Below are 19392 nucleotides of genomic sequence, written 5' to 3' on the forward strand. Positions count from 1 at the left end.
GGCGTCGTTTTCTTCTAAAGCAAGAGACGGTGAAGGAGACGTCGGCAGGAGATCCTGTTCAAAGAAAGCCTTTTAGTTATGGAGACGCTTTTCTCGGTTCAATGCTTGTTACCAACTCCGTACAGGTCCGGTATCCACATGGATAAAGCCACTTTTCGGGTAGTAACCTACCCCACCGGCCTGAAGCTCAACTGCGGCTTTACGCAATTTTGGCAAAGGAACATCTTCAATAAAGAAATCGATGGCTTGCCCTGTCATGTGATAACTCTTCTTCGCCTGACCACCACCACGTTTACGCAGCGTTTCATTCGTAACCGGAGAACGGTAGCCTGACACCATCGTGATGGGATTTCTGGCATCTACGAAGTCGTAAATTGCGGCCAGTTGATCATATAGCCGTGGATCCATGTCAGTAGAAACGTTGCGCCGGTGATCCCGGCACAGATGGTTCAATGATCCCAACTCAGATTCAAGGTAAGTTTTACCATTGAAATAACAAACATCGACGTGTTCACGCGTATTAATGCTGAACATATCCAAATTACGAGGTTTCCCTGCAGCCAGCGGCAGAGCAAATGCCGCCTGCGGTAAAGCCGCCGTGACTAAACACGCCGCACTACCTAACAAAAGGCGGCGGCGTTGTGTATCCAAATCATCCATTACAACCCACTGTGTCCCAAAAACCTATAAATTAAAATAAAAGAATGTTACTTGTGTAAAATATGCGCTTTTTTCTGGTGTATTTATTCAGACGACCGAATCTAGCGAGAATGAAAACGTTTATCAAACCCATATGCGTATCAAATATGAGAAGCATGTTGTCCAAATCGACATTTAACAATGATTTTTAGTTGGTTTTTGAGATTGTCAGAGCTTTGTAAAAGTGTGTAACTGAGGTGTGGGTCACGCTGACCCGTCTTGAACTGGGAATGCAAGCAATGTTGCCGAGCCCCAGGGCTAATGGTTTTGGGCGGTCAGAGAGAGGTTAATCTTTCTCTTTGGGCGCGTATCATAGCGGTACACATCTTCCCTAAACTGTATTTTCCCCTCTTCTACCCATGCGGTCTGGTAGATAGTGTGAACACTGATTTTCTGACGCAGTGATACCCATTTGGTTTCCGGAATACGTTGGTAGTATTCATAATCCCCGAGGCGTTTACCTGATTTGTTCAGCAGTATTTCAGCCAGGGTTTCTGCTTTCTGCACGCGAATACAACCGGAGCTGTAAGCCCGGCGGGATTTGTTAAACAGTTCTTTTGCCGGCGTATCATGAAGATAAATCGCATTGCCATTAGGCGTATTGAATTTGTAGCGCCCCAGAGCATTAAAGCTGCCGGGGGATTGCTGCAAGCGGTATGGAAAGCTATTGGGACTGACGGTTTCCCAATCAATCTCTTCGGCGGAAATCACTGAACCATTGACCCAGCTACTCAGCACGGTATAGGAATGTTTGTTCAGGTATTCATTGTCTTGTTGCACTTTAGGTAAGATATCTTCGCGCATGATCTTTACCGGTACATTCCAGCTTGGGTTAAAAACAACCGAATCAAGGCGTGATTCAAACAGGGGGGTGCGCCGGCTTGGTCTTCCGACAACCACTTTACTGTCAAGAATCAATTTACGATCAAGCCAAAACTCCATTTCATAGTTTGGAATGTTGACCAATATGATCTTTTCACGCTCTGTCGGCCAAAGGCGAAGGCGCTCCATATTAAGGGCAAGTATTTGAATGCGGGATGACGGGGACATGTTCATCCACCGGCGGGTGTTATTACCAATCACACCGTCTTTTTTCAGGCCATGGTTTTCCTGAAAGCGTTTAACTGCCTCCACCAGCGTGGCGTTGTAATGGTTGACCTGATCTATTTTCAGACGCTGGGCATCGTACGCACTGAGCGCTCCTTGGCGTTCCAAATTGGTGATCAGGCTGTCAGGATCTTCCAGCCTATCTCCCAGCCGAACCAGTCCACCCTGCGCAAACTTCAACCAATTCGTTGATTTGTTGTCCTGTAGCGACACGATCGCACTAGCCATCTTGCGATATTGTGAGGTATCCGGACGGAGATCATACACAAAATCGTAAAGTCGGTTTCTGCCAGCATAAACGATCAGCTTGTTGGACTGTGTGAGTGTCGGGCTTGGTAAGGGTTGGGTGATATCTGTACCGAAATACCAGCTTTTGCCGAATTCAGGTATCGACTCGATGTAACTGATCAGTGCCAGAAGGCTGTCGGTGGCAAACACATCATAGGCTCGCCAATCACCATTTGTTCGTAATTCACGAAGGAGCACAGCACGCCATTCAAAATCCTGGCTTATCCCTGCCAGGGAGATAATGTTGATCTGGGTTTCGAGTTCGTCTTTCGCGCGGTAATCATGCCAGATTGGGGTAAACGAAAAGTATTCGTAGATTCTGGCAACATCGTCAGTATATGCGATAACACCGGGCTCAGGCTCAACTTGCTGGACCCACATTATAGCTGGCTCTGAGGTGCTTTTTGGCAACGCTGTCATTTCCAAAGCAACGACTGACATTGGAACAGCAATGTATACAAACAATGTCAAAAAAAGCGTATGGGAGAAAAACATGCGCAACCTCCGAGATAGAGATCTTAGTATGGCAAATAACGCAGTTTTCGCTGACGGTTTTTTTATGAATATTAGAAAACAAAGAGTTAGAAATACTTCACCCTAAAGCATGACCCAATGATTATCCCAATTAATATCAGATGATTGATATAAAAGACTTTTTCTTTCTTTTTTAATGACCACGCGGCCACTTCCTGAACTCAAGGCGAAATGTTCACCTGCCCCTGCTGCACCAGCAGCATCAACCAATGCTCCCATCTCGACCAATGCCCCTGACGCCAGATCCCAAACGCCAAAACAATTTCCCCTCGGCGACGTTGCAATGATTTGCGAATCTGTACATGCAACACTACCGATGTATTGTTTAAACCGCATCCATTCTTCCACACCGGCCTTCAAAGGGGTAATTTCACGTCCTTTTCGCTTTATTGCCAACAATGGGGAAATGTTGTCGGTTTCACCTTTATATTGCTGGGCAAAAACAAGGGCTCCTGTGCGGCTTATCGCCAGATGACGGATACTAAGCTTGGGATCAGGTAAATAGTACCGCTCCTTCACATGTCCTGATTTAATGTCCAGCAATACCAGTGAAGGTTGCATGGTATCGAGATTGACTGGTTTCCTGCCTTTAGTAAGAATGCCGCCGACAGCCACTGCCAGTGTCTTGTCATCCAATACTTTAAGCTCATGGGGGCCCACACCAAAGCCCGTCATTTCACCCTGCCTCACCAACCTACCTGAAGGCTCGTTTAAATAAATACCGATGACTCCCTCACTGGAAGCTTGTTCCCCCTCCACCACAAAGAGATGATTTCGGACCGTATCTCCATGCCCATAAAAGAATTTCCCCTCCGGAGGAGGCATTGCATGCAATATTTGACCGGATTGAATATCGAAAACAAGCAAAAAGCTACCGGGCCTGCGCGAGAAAACATACCCATGCGCTTTGTCATGGCTAATGGCTAAGCCATATCCACGATCGGGTAAGGGCGTTTGGTAGCACACATCCCCGGCAGCATTGATTGCGGTTACAGCATAATCTCCAGCAATCGTTTTAGAGCAACCTATATAAACGGGGAGGCCACTGTTATGTTGGCGGTATTTCAGCCATCCAAACACACCAGCAGAAAAAATGCCCAGCGAGGAAAATAACAAACGCCGCCTCGTTACGCTCACCGTCACGGGTTAATCTCCATCGGTTGCATTAAAGCCGACAACCAAGCCAAGACTTGGCCCAACTTCATCACTCAACGCGACCTGGAGGTAATGAAGGTGATTGACTGTTACCATCAACGTCTGGTACTCCGCTTTTTCTTCGAGCAAAGGGGCTATTCCCTTCGAATCTGGCACACTTTCAATCGCCTGCAATAGATGCTTTGTAACGCGATCAGAAAGCAACTGGTGGCCTTTTTGAGCCAGTAGCGGTTGTAGTGTTTTCTGGTTACGTTGCAGCAAAGCAACCAGTCCCGTTTTTAAAAGACTAAGGGACTGTCCAGACCGCCATGCCTGCGCTTGGTAAGGCTTGGGAAAGCCAGGTTTCCCCATGGGTAATAACAAGGTTTTCGCAATCGCATCCAATTGTGTTGTCATGCCTGACAATATTGCAGCCTCATGTTGCTTACTATCAACGCCCTGCCAAGGATTGTTTTTCCATGCTCTATGCATCTCTTGCGCTGACTGGTACACACGTGCAGCGACGGCTTGGGCCAAAGGGCAGCGCGAGGACATAGCCCCAACACTTGCCTGGTCAAAAAGAAGCCATTCCATCGCCCCAAGCCCTTGAACCGCTACGCTTTTCCCAGACAGGGTTTCCGCACTGACAGACTCCTTACTTTTGATCAGCTGGTTCAGTTGGCGTCCTGTGGTATTTTTCTTGTCTGGATAAAACTGAAGACTCCAGCTCACTGACATTGCCTGTTCATTACCCGCATTACCACCGACAAAAGGCTGCCAGTCATGCATGGCTTGTATCCAGTCATCTTGAGCGTTTTTCAGGCTGCTTTGGTTAATGTCTTTGCATAACGACACAACACTTTTCTGCAATGCCAATGTTGATGTCAAAAACGCAGAAGAAGCTTGTCGTTGGATTAACCACAGTGGATCGCTATGCCTCCTGTCATTCGTCTCACTATGACACCCCGTAAACAGTGACATTGTCACAGCCAAACCCCAACGCCACCAGATTGATGTGCTACATGTATTCAATGACATAGGCTTTCCATTTAGAGTGAGTTGAGGAAAGCAACCAGTGCTTCTCGTTTTTCTTGGTCAAAGCCGAGCACATGCTGCTTGCTCAGCTCCGCTTCACCACTATGCCAGAGCACGGCTTCAAGGACGTTTCTGGCTCGTCCATCATGCAGGAACTGGGTGTGTCCATTGACTTCTTCGGTATAACCAAGCCCCCAAAGCGGCGGGGTTCGCCACTCCTTACCGCTGGCAATAAACTCTCCGCTGTTGTCCGCTAATCCCTCGCCCATATCATGAAGTAACAGATCCGTGAAAGGATGAATAACCTGGTTGCTCAACGCTGGCCGCGCCGGATTGTTCCCGGTTTTTAGGATGGGTTGATGACAGCTGCCGCAACCTGCTTCCGCAAAAAGTTGTTCACCTTGCTGGACCTTGGGATCGTCAAGGTTGCGCCGCTTTGGCACCGCAATATGTTGGGTATAAAACTCGACAAAGTTCAGGATTTTTTCGCTCACTTCCGGGTGGCCACCATTTGGCATTCTTTCGCAAACATCTTGCGCTGACGTGCAATCTTCGCTCATGAATAGATGGCTGGTCAGCCCCAGATCACCGTTAAATGCGGCAGCATTTTGCTGCATCAGGCTCGGTTGGCCAGCTTTCCAGCCAAAACGCCCTAACACGGTTTTGTTAGCTGCCACATCCCATACCTGATTTAACCGCCCAGAGATCCCCTTCCCTTCTGACGCTTGCTCGGCAACAATGGCTTTCAATGTTTCTTCCGGAATATTTTCCAAAAGGCCTAACCCAATCATGGGCGGTGCAACCCGTACTGATGTCTGTACCTGAGGATGCAATTCACCATAACCGAGATGAGTAATGGTCAATATTGGCTTTCTGAGCTCAACGGTATACCCATCCACAAAAGTTTCCATGTACGTTTCAAAGGTAACGCTCACCTGCCCTTCAGCCTTTTCTCCGGGTAATGCAAAATCCTGCAATTGGCCGCCATAAGTGGGTTCTGGAATTTTCCCACCGACGGTCAGCGATTTTTTCTGTTCGTCAGTTAAAGCAGGAATACTCAATCTCACCAGCATTGATACGGCATTGACGTCTCCGGGTTCAGGCAAGTGACCTCGCCCATCTTTAATATGACAATTCTGGCAGCCATTGGTGTTAAAAAGTGGCCCAAGGCCATCGCGGGCATCGGTTGACGCCGGGGCGCTGACCCATGGGTTGCGGAAAAAGCTGTTACCGACGCTAAAGTTTATGCGCTCAGTCATAGGAAGGTTTGTCGCGGGCTGGGAAAAAGCGTTTGGCCCCTGCTTGGTGGTTGTCGTGTCACCACCGGATTTGATATCTGCCGCTGATACCTGAGCAGCAACCATGAGCATCAATGACGGAAAAAGACGGGATAACTTCATCGCAATATCCATAATCCGTAGATGTTGTTGGAATGACAAAAGCCTCCAAAACCGGAGGCGACACTTCGGCACGTTAAACAAGGATCAGAACTCGTGGTCAGCAGTATCTGGATTCAGGTTGCTGATACCAATCTCACCGGCCAGCTGTTCAATGCTTCGGGTTTGATCAACCAGCGCAGAAATGGCGTTGTTAACCAGCTTGTGTCCCACTGCATTATCAGAAGCAGTCAACTGGTCAAAATAAACATTGTCTTTTTCCGCAGACTCCACCAGCGCATATACCGCTGAGCGTGCACTGTCGAAGTTGGCTTTAATGTCTGTCGCGGCCTTATCATTCTTCGCTCTCACCATGTCTAACAGAGAAGGACCAGAGAGTTCAGAGCCATCAATGCGTTGGTAAGAACCCGTCAGAACGTTGTATATGCCCAACTCATTGTAGAAATGCGAATTGTGGGTATTGTCAGAGAAACAATCATGTTCATCTTCTGTTGAATTGGCTTCCAGCGCCACTTTCATCCGCTCCCCCGCCAACTCTCCCAGTGACAGAGAGCCCATACCAAATAGCATCTTACGAAGACCATGCTTAGCATCGTTTGCAATCAGTTCGGCGCGGTAGTTATCTTTTTTATCCGCAGCCCACTGGTTTGCCATCCAGGCCAAATCTTCAACCAGTAACTCTGACGCTGCTTTCAGGTAATCACGGCGGCGCTCGCAATTTCCGTTGGTACAGGCTTCACCATAGGAAAAATCCGTGTATGCACGGTTTCCCGCCCCCGCATTCGTCCCGTTGAGGTCTTGTCCCCAAAGCAAAAACTCAATGGCATGGTAGCCACTGGCCACATTGGCCTCAGAGCCACCAATTTCATTAAGCGATGCAATCAGCTCAGGCGTAATAGTAGACACATCCAAGGTTTCACTGCCTACGGTTAACGACATATTGGCAACGATATTGGCAACAGCACCAGGGTTACCCAACTCGTACTGGTAACCCTCCGCGACATAATCTATCAAGCCTTCATCAAGTGGCCAGGCATTCAGTTGCCCTTCCCAGTCATCAACAATAGCGTTGCCAAACCGGAATACCTCAGATTGTTGGTAAGGCACACGCGCTGCCAACCAAGCTTTTTTCGCCGACGCCAGAGAGGCATTTGATGGGCTTTTAATCAGTTCGTCGATGGCGACATCTAGTTGCTTGGCGGAAGTGTGCGCATCGACAAATACCGCGTGGGCCAAATCAGCATAATGTGAGACGACATCATTGGGTGTGGGTGTTGCAGCATTAACGTTAGAAGACAAAATCCATATCGAGCAGGCAATGCCCAGTGATAAACGGGTCATAATCATTCCTTGAATATGTAGAGTTGTAACAATTCATTGCAAGAGGTAACAATTATTACACCCAGATCAATGCAAATACAAATGATATTGAGAGCTTTTACTATTTAAGTTAATGAGAAATCAATAATCCTCGTTTTTACTGTGAGTTACCTGATATTGAAATGTCTCTGGGGTTGATAACGGTCTACTGGCAAGAAGAATCAATGACACCGGTGACGGCTTTACGTCAAATATCTTGAGACGGGTTATCCATAACGTGTAAGGTTGTCCTAAAGTGAGAAGCAATGACGGGTATTCGATGAAGCTTTGTTTTTATATCAAATGAATTCTTATTGGTTTCTTTGAGATGTATACCCAATTTGCGTCACCATATTCCTGTTTAAAAGGGCTTTAAATGTTGCGCTTTTATACAGATAATTCCGGCGACATTTTACATCCTGCAGTACAAAGGAGAGGCTTCTATGGAGAAGCACGAAGAGGTGCTGGTTGCACTCAGACAAATCATTCGCGCCATCGACCTGCACTCTAGAAAACTAAATAAAGAAGCAGGCTTGACTGGCCCCCAACTGGTCTTGATGAGGGCCATTCAGGAACTGGGTGAAGTCACCATCCGTAAGCTTTCCAGCCACACCAACATGAGCCAGGCCACAGCGACAACTATTCTTGACAGATTAGCAAGTCGCAATCTCATTGTGCGGGTCAGAAGCAATCTGGACAAACGAAAAGTTCATGCGCACCTGACGCCCGAAGGCTTAGCGGCCCTTGAACAAGCCCCCAAACCTTTGCAAGAGAGCTTTATTTCCCGCTTTCAGGCATTGGAAGAATGGGAGCAGTCATTATTGATTTCGTCTGTGCAGCGGATCTCTTCGATGATGAATGCCGACAGTATCGATGCGGCCCCACTGCTCGAGGTCACTTCCCTGACCTCTGCCGAGAAAAGACGCGAAGAACAGAATCATTAAAATAAGAAGAGCCCAGCCGGGCTCTTCTTTGCTTGGTGCTTAACTAACCCCTTATCAAACGGCCTAAGGCACACCGTGACCTTTGCTTGCCACACCACTGCTCGCGACTGAGCAATAACGACATCGCTTTTACTGCTGACTTCACACGCTCAATTTTACCAAAAACGACAATGGGCAGCGGTTTTCTAGGATGGCGTAACACAAAAGCACCAATCTAACACTAAACCCTGCCACTTTTTACGAAGGAAACAGGCCATTGGAAACGGATTAACCCATATCTTTCGTTAACCTGTTCGGTATATATTCAAGGGATTACAAGGAATGCTGGGAAGCACTATGACCATCAGAAAAGCGCAACATGCTGACTTACCTGCGATCAATGAGATCTACAACCATTACGTTACACAAACCTGTATTACTTTCGACTACGCCTCCTGGACACTCGAGCGTCGTCAACGCTGGCTGGACAAACTCCAACGCAGCAATGGGTATTATCATGTACTGGTTAAAGAAAGTGAGAGCGGTGAAATTGTGGGTTTTGCCTATAACAGTGAGTTCCGTGAAAAACAGGCGTTTAACGTCAGCAGTGAAATTACCATTTATCTCCATCCTGAGCGCAGGGCTAAAGGGCTAGGCTCTGAATTAATGGCAGCGCTTTTGGAAGAGATAGCATCATCACCAATCTGTCGCGCCTATTCCTTGATCACCTTACCCAACACAGCCTCGATGAAACTGCACGAGAAATTTGGCTTCAAACAAGTGGGTATCTTGACAGATGTTGGATACAAATTTGGACAGTTCCACTCCGTCGCCATGTTGGAAAAAATAACGTTATGACAAAAAATCAGGTACAACACCGTTAATCTACATGCTAAACATCAGGTGGCCTTTCGAATGAAGATCGCCTGACATTTAATACAGAATCAAACCTCACCGAAAGACTGATAATACAGACAATCCCTTTTGATTCACGTATCGGCTTACATAAAGACGTTCGTCTATCCCAATGACCTTTAAAGGTTAATTTAAATTTCTTTTAAATTCATGGTATTAATAGTTAACCCAATAATATTACCGTCAAAGTCCCCCCTTTTAACGTCAATTGTTTCCTACACTTACAAGGATTCTTATTTTCGGGATTTATCGTAGGGCAATGTCGACATGAATATTTCATCAAAAATAAAAATGGCGTTTGTTGCTATCAGCGCAACAGCGGTAATAGCCACAGCGGGACTACTCGCTACCACGGCCATTGATGCATCAACAAATGCCATGGAAAAACAGATAGAGAATCAATTACTTTCGGTGCGGGAAGTGAAAAAGTCAGAAGTAGAAAACTACTTCACCAATATCAGTAAACAGCTAATAAATTTGGCAAACTCGACCATGACAGAAGACGCCATGGTGCAATTTTCACAAGGCTTCAATAGCGTCGCGACAGAAACGTTTCCTAAATCCAATCAGGCCGCGATATTGAAAGACTATTACCAGAATGCATTTGCCGCTGTCTATCAGGAGACCAACAACGAACCAACAAATGCACTGACCAACCTCAACGATATTGACCTAAATGGATTATTGCTCCAACAGGCGTATATCGGCCTGAATAAAAACCCTCTCGGTAGCAAACATCTACTGGATAAAGCTAACGATGGCACGATATACAGTGAAGTACATGAAGTGTTCCATAATAACTACCGTACCTTCCTGGAATCTTTTGGCTATTACGATATTTTCCTGATCGACAACGCCGGTAATGTGGTTTATTCCGTGTTTAAAGAACTCGACTACGCAACCAACCTGCAAACTGGCCCTTATAAAAACAGTGGGCTCGCAGAGGCATTTATCGGTGCGAAGGATTTGAATAAAGGTGAGTTCGCCTTCGTCGACTTTAAACCTTACTATCCGTCATACGACAGCCCAGCGTCGTTTATTGGTACCCCGGTGATCAAGGAGGGTAAACATGTGGGTGTGTTAGCGTTCCAAATGCCCATCGACACCATTAACAGCATCATGACATCTAATGGTAAGTGGCGTGAGAACGGCATGGGTGAATCCGGCGAACTGTTTTTAGTGGGTTCTGATGGTTTAATGCGGTCTCAAGCTCGGATGCTGGTAGACAACAAAGATGAATACCTAAAACACCTCGGAGATGCAGGGGTTTCACCCAACGTCATCGAACGCATATCAACCACAAATTCATCAACAGGCCAGCAACCAGTAAACTCTAAACATGCTGACCAGGCACTCGATGGTAAGAAAGGATTTGTTACCTCTGAAAACCATCTTGGAAGTACTGTATTTGCGGCTTACACACCCATTAAAATTCTTGACACACAATGGGGGCTGATCGCAGAAATCAGCAAGCAAGAAGCACTGGCGAATGTTCATGCTTTGCAATCTACCTTACATCAGGCTGCTGGCATCACGGGCGTTGTCATCATCGCTATCGCGATCATTTGTGCCTGGTTGATGGCTTCCAGCATCAGCAGACCCATTGTGGCACTAACACATCATATTACGACTATCGCCACCCACCATGATCTGACTGTGCGGCTAAATACAAAAGGAAAGGACGAAATCGCACAGCTGTCATCATCAATGAATGCTATGCTTGATGACTTTATGCACTTGATTAAAGGTGCAGACAGCACGGTTAAGTCTCTGGGCATCGCTTCTTCCGATATTCAGGAAAATATCAGCTCTATGCGCTATGAAGTCGACCAGCAAGCGGCCAACTCAAGCCAGGTAGCAGCGGCGGCAACCGAGATGAGTGCGTCTATCTCTGAAGTGGCTCACTTTGCCAACACCGCCTCCGTGTCTTCCGAAGATGTCATGCAATCAGTGAAGCAAAGTGCTGACGTAGGAAAACAACTGGTGCATGAAATATCGTCCCTTTCAGAGAAGATGAATGAAGCCACACAATCGATGGAGCGACTTTCTTCTGAGAGTCATTCGATCGGCTCGGTATTGGATGTGATCCAAGACATCGCCGAACAAACTAACCTACTGGCGCTCAACGCAGCGATAGAAGCGGCACGGGCAGGTGAACAAGGTCGGGGGTTTGCTGTCGTCGCCGATGAGGTGCGCTCTTTAGCGATCCGCACACAAACCTCAACCGAAGAGATCCGGGCGAAAGTAGAATCACTTCAGGCTGAAACCAAGAAAGTGGTCAATGGTATCCATGGTGCCAACCAATTCGTGGCGAGCAGTGTAGACAATTGTAACCGTAACAATGACATGCTTGAGCAAATCACGAACATGATGGCGGACATCAATGATATGAACACCCAGATCGCCACTGCCGCTACTGAGCAGTCATCCGTAACAGAAGAGATCACAGAGAATGTCACCAACATTGCCCGCTCGTCAGAAAACGTCTCTGAACGCACCGTCAGCACAGACGATACCGCGCTTAGCATCAATGAACAGGCGAAGAAACTGACCGAGCAAATTGGCATATTCAAAATTGCCTGATGAAGACACCTGAAACGCAAAAAGGCCAGCATCTGCTGGCCTCAACTTTGGGTGTTATCCGTTACTCTGCGATTTCCAACGTTTCCTGAATGGGACTGCTGGTTTTCGCCATGTCACCGAAGCCTCGCAACCCAACAACGTGCACGTGCTCTTTATCGTTAAAGATCTTACGTACCAGCTTATAGGTAGTGCCCTGCTCCGGACTGATGTTTTCAGGCGCAGCAATCAAAAGCTGCATATCCAGACGGTGACAAAGCTCGAACAAAGTCGAAATTGACTTCGCATCCAGACGCGCTGCCTCATCAAGGAACAGCAGACGACATGGGATCACGTCCTTACCACGCAAGCGTCGGGACTCTTCTTCCCAGCTCTGTACCACCATCAGCAGGATAGCCTGGCCGGTACCGATCGCCTCACCGGTTGACAGTGCGCCGGACTCTGCCTGCAACCAACCGTCTGTACCACGGTTTACTTCGATACCCAGCTCCAGATAATTGCGGTAATCCAAAAGCTCTTCACCGAGAACCTGCGGCGAACGTTGACCCAGATCGATATGCGGGTTCAGACGCTGGAACAGCTTCGCCATTGCTTCCGAGAAGGTCAAACGGTTATTCCCAAACAAGTCCTGATGCTGTTCCGCTTTCTCTGCCAACCCTTCCAGCAACTGGGCGTGGGTTTCGCGAATCGACACATTCAGGCGCACCCCTTTTACCTGACCAAAGGCGATATTAGACAAGCCTTGGTTCAACAGGCGGATACGGTTTTGCTCGCGCTGAATCGTCTTACGGATGATGTTAGCCACAGACTCAGAGCTGATCGCCAAACGTTTCTCGCGCTGGGTCAGCTCTTCAGTCAGGCGCGCCAACTCCACTTCCATCTCTTCAATCGCTTCGACCGGATCGTCAGTACGAATGATATCGTGACGGATACGCTCACGCAGGTGCTGGTAAACCGCCACGTAGAACAGCACTTTGCGCTCTGGTCTTGCTATGTCTTCAGAAGCACGCAGGGCATCACGCAGGGTTTCATTGTCCGCCACCGCCAGACGCAGCGCTCCCAGTGACTTATCCGACAGCGAACGCAATTCTTCAGCGGACATGTACGCCATTTCACGACGATTCAGTTGCTTCTCAACGTTGCTGCTGCGCGCAATTTTCAGCACATCCATCCAGCCCGCTTTTGCGTTGACCACAAAGGTACGCAGATCGGTGTATTCCTTGCCTGCTTTTTTCAGCGTTTTCACCAGAGATTTCATCTCCAGCTCAATCGAGGTCAGGCCTTTCTCCAGTTCGCTCTTACGGTTGCGGGACTGGGAAAGCTGGGTATTCAGTTCGTCACGGCGGATGCGTGCGCGCTCTTCTGCCTCTACGTCAGCACGGACACCCAGTTCTGCCAGCTCACGTCTGAATTCCGCGACAGTTTCCTGTTTCGCCTGATGCGAGCTCTTCAGGGAGATCAGCACCTGATTGTACTGGTTCACTTGCTCACGCACCTGCTTCACCTGTTCGCGTGAACGGGTACGCGCACGCTCTGCATCAACCAGTTTCGCTTTCAGCTGCTCGTTCAGCTCACTGCTTTTATCCAGCAGCGCTACCGCATCGGCATAACCAAAGTGGTGACGGCGCTCAACCAGATCAGACAAGGCAAACAGTGTCTTTTTCAGGGTTTGCAGGGTTTCGTCAGCTTGCTGGTAGGCTGCATTCAAGGCATCAAACTGCTCTGGGTCAGCGTCCAGTGTTGAAACCAGATTCTCCAGCTCCGCCAGCGCTTTGCCGTGTTCACGGGTGAAGTGACGCGCTTCGTCTGCCTGAGACAAACGGCTTTCCACTTCTTCCAGACGCGCTTCCAACGTGTCATCTTCCAGCGCGTTCACGACGTGCTGGAGCTTGTTCAGCAGCGCAATCGCTTCTTTTGCACCGGTTAACTGGCTGCGAACCTGCTGTTCGCTTTCACGCAACTGTACTAGCTGGCGCTGGACGTTGCTACGTTGCTCGCGCAGATCTTTCAGCGCCGCTTCTGGGTCTTCGTTGAACGCCACATTCATGTGGTTAGACACGAACTGGTTGAAGCTTTGGGTCAGGCGCTGGAGCTTCTGGGCATCAAATGAAGCTTTGGCGTAGTTCTCGACCAGCTCTTCACGTTTTTCACGCAGGGTTTCTAAACGGTGCTCACGCGCCGCCCGGCCAAACAGCGGAATTTTCGGGAAACGTGAATAACGAAGCTGGCGGTCATTGAGGTGAACACAAACCGCATCTTCCAGCTCTTCAACGTCAAAAACGCTGTCGTCAAAGCCGTCTGCATCCCCTTCAATGATATAAAGATCTTCCGGACAGTCATCCAGATCCAGCAGCTTGTCTTTAATGCCTTTCAGGTCCGGCACCACAATCGCGTGACGTGCTGGGCCATAAAGCGCAGAGAAATACGGCGCGTCATCGAGGGTAATGTCATCGTAGATTTCAGACAGCAGCGTACCGCCCAGGGTGTCAGCCAGAGATTGCAGGCGCGCATCATCGCTGCCGCCTGGCTGTGCCAGACGTTCGATTTCTGCTTCCAGCGCCTGTTTCTCTGCTTGCAGCTTGTCGCGGGTGGTGATGGTTTCACGCTCATCCGCCATCACGCGCTGCATGGTATCCAGCACCGACTGACTGTCGTACAGCTCTTCGCCGGTTTGCTCTGCAAGCTTTTCCAGTGCTTCCTGTGCGGCAATCCAGGCCGGTGCCACTTTTTCAAACTGGGCAGCTTTTGCGTTGATGTCGTTTTCACTGCGTTGCAGTTCCCGAACTTTCTCGGCTTGCTCGCCCACTACGTCTTCCGCTGATTCCAAACGCGCCTGCTGGCGGGCCATTTCCAGCTCTACCGCTTCTTCAGATTCTACGGTTTCATTGAACTGGCGCTGGTATTGCTCAGACAGGGCTTTTGCTTGCTGGAGACTGCGCATCTGGCGTTCGAGATCGCGGTGTTGTGAAGTCAGCTGTTCAGCATTCGCCGCCAGGTTGGCAAATTCGCGGCCTTTGGCAATCACTTCACGCGCTTTCGCACCAGCATCAGAACGGCTGACCTCGCCAGCAATGCTGCGAACCAACTCAAGACCACGATCAAACTGTTTCGCGGCAGCAGAAGACAAATCCAGCTTGTGCTTCAGGCTGAGAAGCTCAGACGTTTGTGCTTCTTCCTGCGCTTTCAGTGACGCCAGATATTCAGCGGCATTCTCTTGTGACAGCGCATCATTGCCTGTCAACTCACGGGCTTTTTCCAGCGCTTTAACCGCCTGTTGGTATTGCAGAGCGCGGGTTTGCTGCATGTCCAATGCTTGCTGGTAATCTGCCAGCTGGGTTTTCAAGCTGTCCACTTCCTCTTCGCTGAGGTGCGCCAGCTCTTCTGCTATGCTGAGCTGTTCAGTGGCTTCTTCCACCACCATCATCTGCTCTTCAAGACGGACTGCCAGTTCTTCCAGATCTTCCTGGTATCGCTCTACTTTCTCTTGCTGGCGCACTGCTGTTTGCACCAGTTGCAGGTGATCCGATGCCGCCTGATAGTCTTGCTCCAAGTGAGTCTGACTTTCGGTCAACGCATCCAGTTCATCCGTCATGCGACCAAACGTGGCTTGGAAGTCATCCAGCTGGCGACGGGAACCAAGCAGCTCGCCACGGCGTTGCAGGGCCAGTTCAAGCTTCTTACGACGCTCGTTTGAATGGCGCATGTAGTCTGACGCCACATAGTTGGTGGACTCAGTGATCAGATGTTTAAACAGGTCACGGTCACGTTGGGTCAGCTTGATCGCTTCCAACGTCATACGGTTTTCGCGAAGCGCCACTTCCATATCCTGGAAGGCTTTCTTCACCCCGCCGTTTTGAGGCAGCAGATAGTCACGCAGGGACTTGGTAATGGCGCTTGAAATGCCCCCATACAGCGACGCTTCAATCAGGCGGTAGAACTTGGAGCGATCGCTGCTGTTACGCAGTTTTTTCGGCAGTGCACCGAATTCAAACATCTGCGCATGATAGTCGGTGACGGAATTGAACGCCTTGAAATGTGCCGTGTCGTAGTCCGCCAGTGCGTCTTTCACTTCATTCAGTTGACGAACGCGCACCTGATTGGCAGATACCGTCTCGATAAGAATGTCGGTTGGCTTCACGCCGGATGGCAAACCCTGAACGATGAAGGGCTTGATATCCACCTTCTTGTCACGACCGGCAACCTGCTGCAAACGCACACCAAACAAGATGCGCTGGTTACGTGAGTTGACCACATCCAGCGCCGCATAACAGGCGCCCGGTTTCAGTTTACCGTGCAGGCCTTTATCACGTGATGCAGACGAGCTTCCTGCTTCAGTGGTATTACGAAAGTGCAGCAGGCTTTGGTCTGGGATCATGGCTGTGATGAACGCTGCCATGGTGGTGGATTTACCTGCACCGTTACCCCCTGACAAGGTTGTGACCAGGTTATCGATGTCAAACGTACGGGCAAAGAAACCGTTCCAGTTGACCATGGTCAGCGATTGAAATTTACCGCGCTGGGTCATGCCTGTGCCTCCTGATCGTGCTCTGTACCTTCTTCATCGAACTCTTCATCTTTTAGTAGACTGGTTTGCACGTGTTCTTGCGGATGGATCACCGCTTCACCGTCGCGGATCAGGCGAAGCTGCGCCTCACGGATATCATCGCCAGCACGCACATCCGCGCCAAAACGGAAAGTCGCTTCGCTGACACGGAATTTACCGTTCTCACCGATGGGCACAATCATCCCGATACGGCGAAGACGGCGCAGGGAGGTCTTCACTTTATCGAACAGTTTTTCACGATCAAGATCTGAACCTGACGCACGCAGCGTCACCAGTTTCATCAGTTTCTTTTCGTCTGCCAGTGTCAGCAGCTCATCAAACAGCTCCTGGGTGGTAAAAATCCCTTCCTGTGCCAACCGCTCTGGACTCAGGTAAAGGAAACACAACACCTTGCCCACCAGCATGTCGAGCTCTGACAGTACACTGCGGCCAATCAGTGACGTCGAACGAGGTCGCAAGTAAAAGAAACCTTCAGGCGCACGAACCAGTTCTGTGTTGTAGCGCTGATAGAAATGCTGCAGGGGCGTTTCAAACTCAATCAGGTAGGCGTGATTGTCCAAATCTTCGCTGGCAATATGGCGGCCAGCACGCAATGCACTATCCAACGCCGGAAACAACGGATTGGCAATCGCCTTGGCCAATTCTTCCGGCATAAATTCTTCAATATTTATCGATGACATTTGCTTGTACCTTGGCTCCGTAATCGTTAATTGCCTGCCAGTCCGGCTGGATTGCATTCATATCAGACTGCGAGTAACCGAGGCGAACCGCCTGATTGATCACGAGTCTCGCTAAATCGAAATGGCGGGCTCTTGGGTGTTGAGCCAGATAGTTTTTCAGTACCACGCCCAAATCAATGCCTTCACCTGTTGCGCGGTGGCGGGAAAGCATGTCTGCAATTTGGTCACTCAATTGGTCGTTAACCAGTGTCAGTTCCTCAAATTCAACCTCTGCCGGCATTTCACCTGTCACTTCATCGTCACGAAGCACAAGGGCTTCGTCGCGCATATCGCGCAGACGCTCTGCATCGGCAAAGGTCAGGAACCATGGGTTATCAAAATATTCTGTCACCGACTGGCGCAAGCGCTGGCTGAACGCACGGTTCTTGTCCATGTCGATGGCATTACGAATAAACTTGTGCACGTGGCGGTCGTAGCCTATCCATAGGTCAATCGCCTGCTGCCCCCAGTTTACAATGCGGTCCAGCTTCATTTGCAGGTTGTAAATCATGGCATCAACGAAATCTAAATCGTCACGGCCCTGAACCTGCTCTTGAATGTTCAACAACTGGGATTGCAATTGGTCTCCCGCGGATTGCAGGGTGTCTTGAAGTTCACGCAATGTACTGGAGGTTTCGTTCAGGAGATGCTCACAATTGGCAATGGCGGCCTGCCAATCCTGGTTCAGCAGTGCTGCAATATCGTCTTTCACTTTCTGTTGTTGTTCATCCATGGTGCGCTGGTTCAAATCGATGCGATCGAAGATTTCCGCCACAGAATACTTCAACACACCGTAAACATTTTTTCGCCAGAACTCTGCATCACCGTTTTCTTCGGCGGCACCCAGCGCTTTATCAATCTCATCTGCGACCATGGACAGTTGAATTGACAGTTTCAGGGAACTGTACTCACGATGACGCGCATAATAATCGCTAATCCCCAGCGCCAACGGTGTGAGGCGGTAAATACTCGCGCCGTCTGTCATTTCACTGGTGAAACGGCTCAGCAGGCGACTGCGTACCAAGTCGTTGATGGCATTGTTCGCGCGGAACGCGATAGTTTCGCTAGCTTGATCGAATTGGTCACTGACGATACGGAATGCATCAATCAGCTCCCCTTCCCCTAGCTCCTCCTCATAGCGCTCGCTGCTGAGCACAGCAACGGCAAGGAGAAATGCCAGCCGTTCCGGCGGTAGATTGAGAGAGAAGTCGTTCGTTTTCACCCAACCGACCAACTCAGGAACAGTCTGAGAGAATTCGCTCATCCGTTTTCCTTGTTGTCTACTTATAATCGTTATGCTTCGAGGGGACGCTGCGCGTACACATGAATGTAGCGGCCCAACGAGATAAAGGGTTCCTGGCGGCAGAGCTTTTGCTCCATCGCCACGACCTGTTCAAAGGTAAATTCACCCGTTCTTGTGTCTTTCATATAGTCATGGAACGTGCGGACACCACTTTTCCCAAAAATAGTAAAACCTGCTTCTTCTATCCATTGGTAAACGTCTTCCGGCTGGAGACCTTTCTGAGGTTGGAGTTTAAAGCGTTTACGATACGGCATGCCTTCTTCTACGTGGGTCAGGTTGCCGCAAATAAGGTTTTTAAACAGTAGGCCATTTTGGTTGTAGAACATGACTGACGCAACACCGCCCGGCTTAACTTGTGACAATACAACATCCAGCGCGTGACGTGGCTCCGCAAGCCATTCCATCACAGCATGGAAAAGCATCAAATCGAACTGTTTATCAACATGCCGTGCGATTTCCTGTACCGGCGCATGAACGAAGCGATATTGCGGCAGAAGGCCCGCTTCTTCGATGCCTTTTTCCGCCAGAGCAAGCATCTGTGAAGAAAGATCACACAAGGTGACGTTATGCCCCCGACGTGCGATTTGTTGCGATAATTGCGCCAAACCGCCTCCAGCGTCCAAAATGTCTAGTGAACTGGCTTCGCCCAAACGGTTAAGTATGGATTCGAGATCTTGCCAAACAACGGCTTGGCGGATTTCTCCTTTGCCTGAGCCATAGATGTTTTTAACAAATTTGTGGGCAATGTCGTCGAAATTTCTATCCTCTGTCACAGTGCCTTCGTTATCATTGTCTGCTAAGGGGGTTATTTTCGCACAAGGCTGCCGTTAATAAA

The 19392-nt window shown here is 49.1% G+C and carries 13 protein-coding genes and 1 pseudogene; 3 read left to right on the plus strand and 11 right to left on the minus strand.

Annotated features, from left to right (window positions below):
* Positions 1–108 precede the first annotated feature (108 nt).
* The 6 genes from mepK to AC6IB1_RS10220 all read right to left on the minus strand — a co-directional run bounded on the left by mepK (position 109) and on the right by AC6IB1_RS10220 (position 7535).
* Positions 109–651 (minus strand): peptidoglycan L,D-endopeptidase MepK, encoded by a 543-nt coding sequence (gene mepK / locus AC6IB1_RS10195; protein WP_497569126.1) that lies wholly within the window; start codon positions 649–651, stop codon positions 109–111.
* A 306-nt stretch (positions 652–957) separates the two neighbouring features.
* Positions 958–2589 (minus strand): L,D-transpeptidase family protein, encoded by a 1632-nt coding sequence (locus AC6IB1_RS10200; RefSeq protein ID WP_497568941.1) that lies wholly within the window; start codon positions 2587–2589, stop codon positions 958–960.
* Between the two features lie 102 nt (positions 2590–2691).
* A complete protein-coding gene (locus AC6IB1_RS10205) occupies positions 2692–3771 on the minus strand; it encodes a DUF1513 domain-containing protein (protein ID WP_497568942.1) in 1080 nt (359 codons plus the stop codon).
* A gap of 3 nt (positions 3772–3774) precedes the next feature.
* Positions 3775–4800 (minus strand): imelysin family protein, encoded by a 1026-nt coding sequence (locus AC6IB1_RS10210; RefSeq protein WP_497568943.1) that lies wholly within the window; start codon positions 4798–4800, stop codon positions 3775–3777.
* 11 nt (positions 4801–4811) lie between these two features.
* Positions 4812–6197 carry a di-heme oxidoredictase family protein gene (locus AC6IB1_RS10215; RefSeq protein ID WP_497568944.1) on the minus strand — a complete coding sequence of 462 codons (1386 nt, stop codon included), beginning with the start codon at positions 6195–6197 and terminating at the stop codon, positions 4812–4814.
* Between the two features lie 84 nt (positions 6198–6281).
* Complete coding sequence (locus tag AC6IB1_RS10220) at positions 6282–7535, minus strand: imelysin family protein (RefSeq protein WP_497568945.1); 1254 nt, start codon at positions 7533–7535, stop codon at positions 6282–6284.
* Positions 7536–7996: 461 nt separating this feature from the next.
* On the opposite strand from AC6IB1_RS10220, the gene AC6IB1_RS10225 reads away from it, so the two are divergent.
* Positions 7997–8497, plus strand: a complete 501-nt coding sequence (locus AC6IB1_RS10225) for a MarR family winged helix-turn-helix transcriptional regulator (protein WP_497568946.1) — start codon at positions 7997–7999, stop codon at positions 8495–8497.
* A gap of 63 nt (positions 8498–8560) precedes the next feature.
* On the opposite strand, the pseudogene AC6IB1_RS10230 reads toward AC6IB1_RS10225, so the two are convergent.
* A pseudogene (locus tag AC6IB1_RS10230) lies at positions 8561–8711 on the minus strand (aldo/keto reductase); the annotation flags it as partial.
* A 122-nt stretch (positions 8712–8833) separates the two neighbouring features.
* Between AC6IB1_RS10230 and AC6IB1_RS10235 the strand changes: the two are divergent.
* Positions 8834–9334 carry a GNAT family N-acetyltransferase gene (locus tag AC6IB1_RS10235; RefSeq protein WP_497568947.1) on the plus strand — a complete coding sequence of 167 codons (501 nt, stop codon included), beginning with the start codon at positions 8834–8836 and terminating at the stop codon, positions 9332–9334.
* Between the two features lie 324 nt (positions 9335–9658).
* Entirely contained in the window at positions 9659–11974 is a 2316-nt protein-coding gene (locus AC6IB1_RS10240; RefSeq protein WP_497568948.1) for a methyl-accepting chemotaxis protein, read from the plus strand.
* A gap of 61 nt (positions 11975–12035) precedes the next feature.
* Here AC6IB1_RS10240 and mukB read toward each other — a convergent pair whose 3' ends face one another.
* Genes mukB through cmoM form a run of 4 tightly spaced genes read right to left on the minus strand, consistent with a single transcriptional unit; the run spans position 12036 to position 19330 of the window.
* Positions 12036–16496, minus strand: a complete 4461-nt coding sequence (gene mukB / locus AC6IB1_RS10245; RefSeq protein ID WP_497568949.1) for a chromosome partition protein MukB — start codon at positions 16494–16496, stop codon at positions 12036–12038.
* Positions 16493–17215, minus strand: coding sequence for a chromosome partition protein MukE (gene mukE, locus AC6IB1_RS10250; protein WP_497568950.1), 723 nt, complete (start codon positions 17213–17215; stop codon positions 16493–16495). The genes mukB and mukE overlap by 4 nt, the downstream gene beginning before the upstream one ends.
* Positions 17196–18518, minus strand: coding sequence for a chromosome partition protein MukF (mukF, locus tag AC6IB1_RS10255; protein WP_497568951.1), 1323 nt, complete (start codon positions 18516–18518; stop codon positions 17196–17198). Before mukF ends, mukE begins: the two co-directional genes overlap by 20 nt.
* A 29-nt stretch (positions 18519–18547) precedes the next feature.
* Positions 18548–19330, minus strand: a complete 783-nt coding sequence (gene cmoM, locus AC6IB1_RS10260; RefSeq protein WP_497568952.1) for a tRNA uridine 5-oxyacetic acid(34) methyltransferase CmoM — start codon at positions 19328–19330, stop codon at positions 18548–18550.
* Positions 19331–19392: the final 62 nt, after the last annotated feature.

The organism is Grimontia sp. THUN1695 (assembly GCF_059704325.2).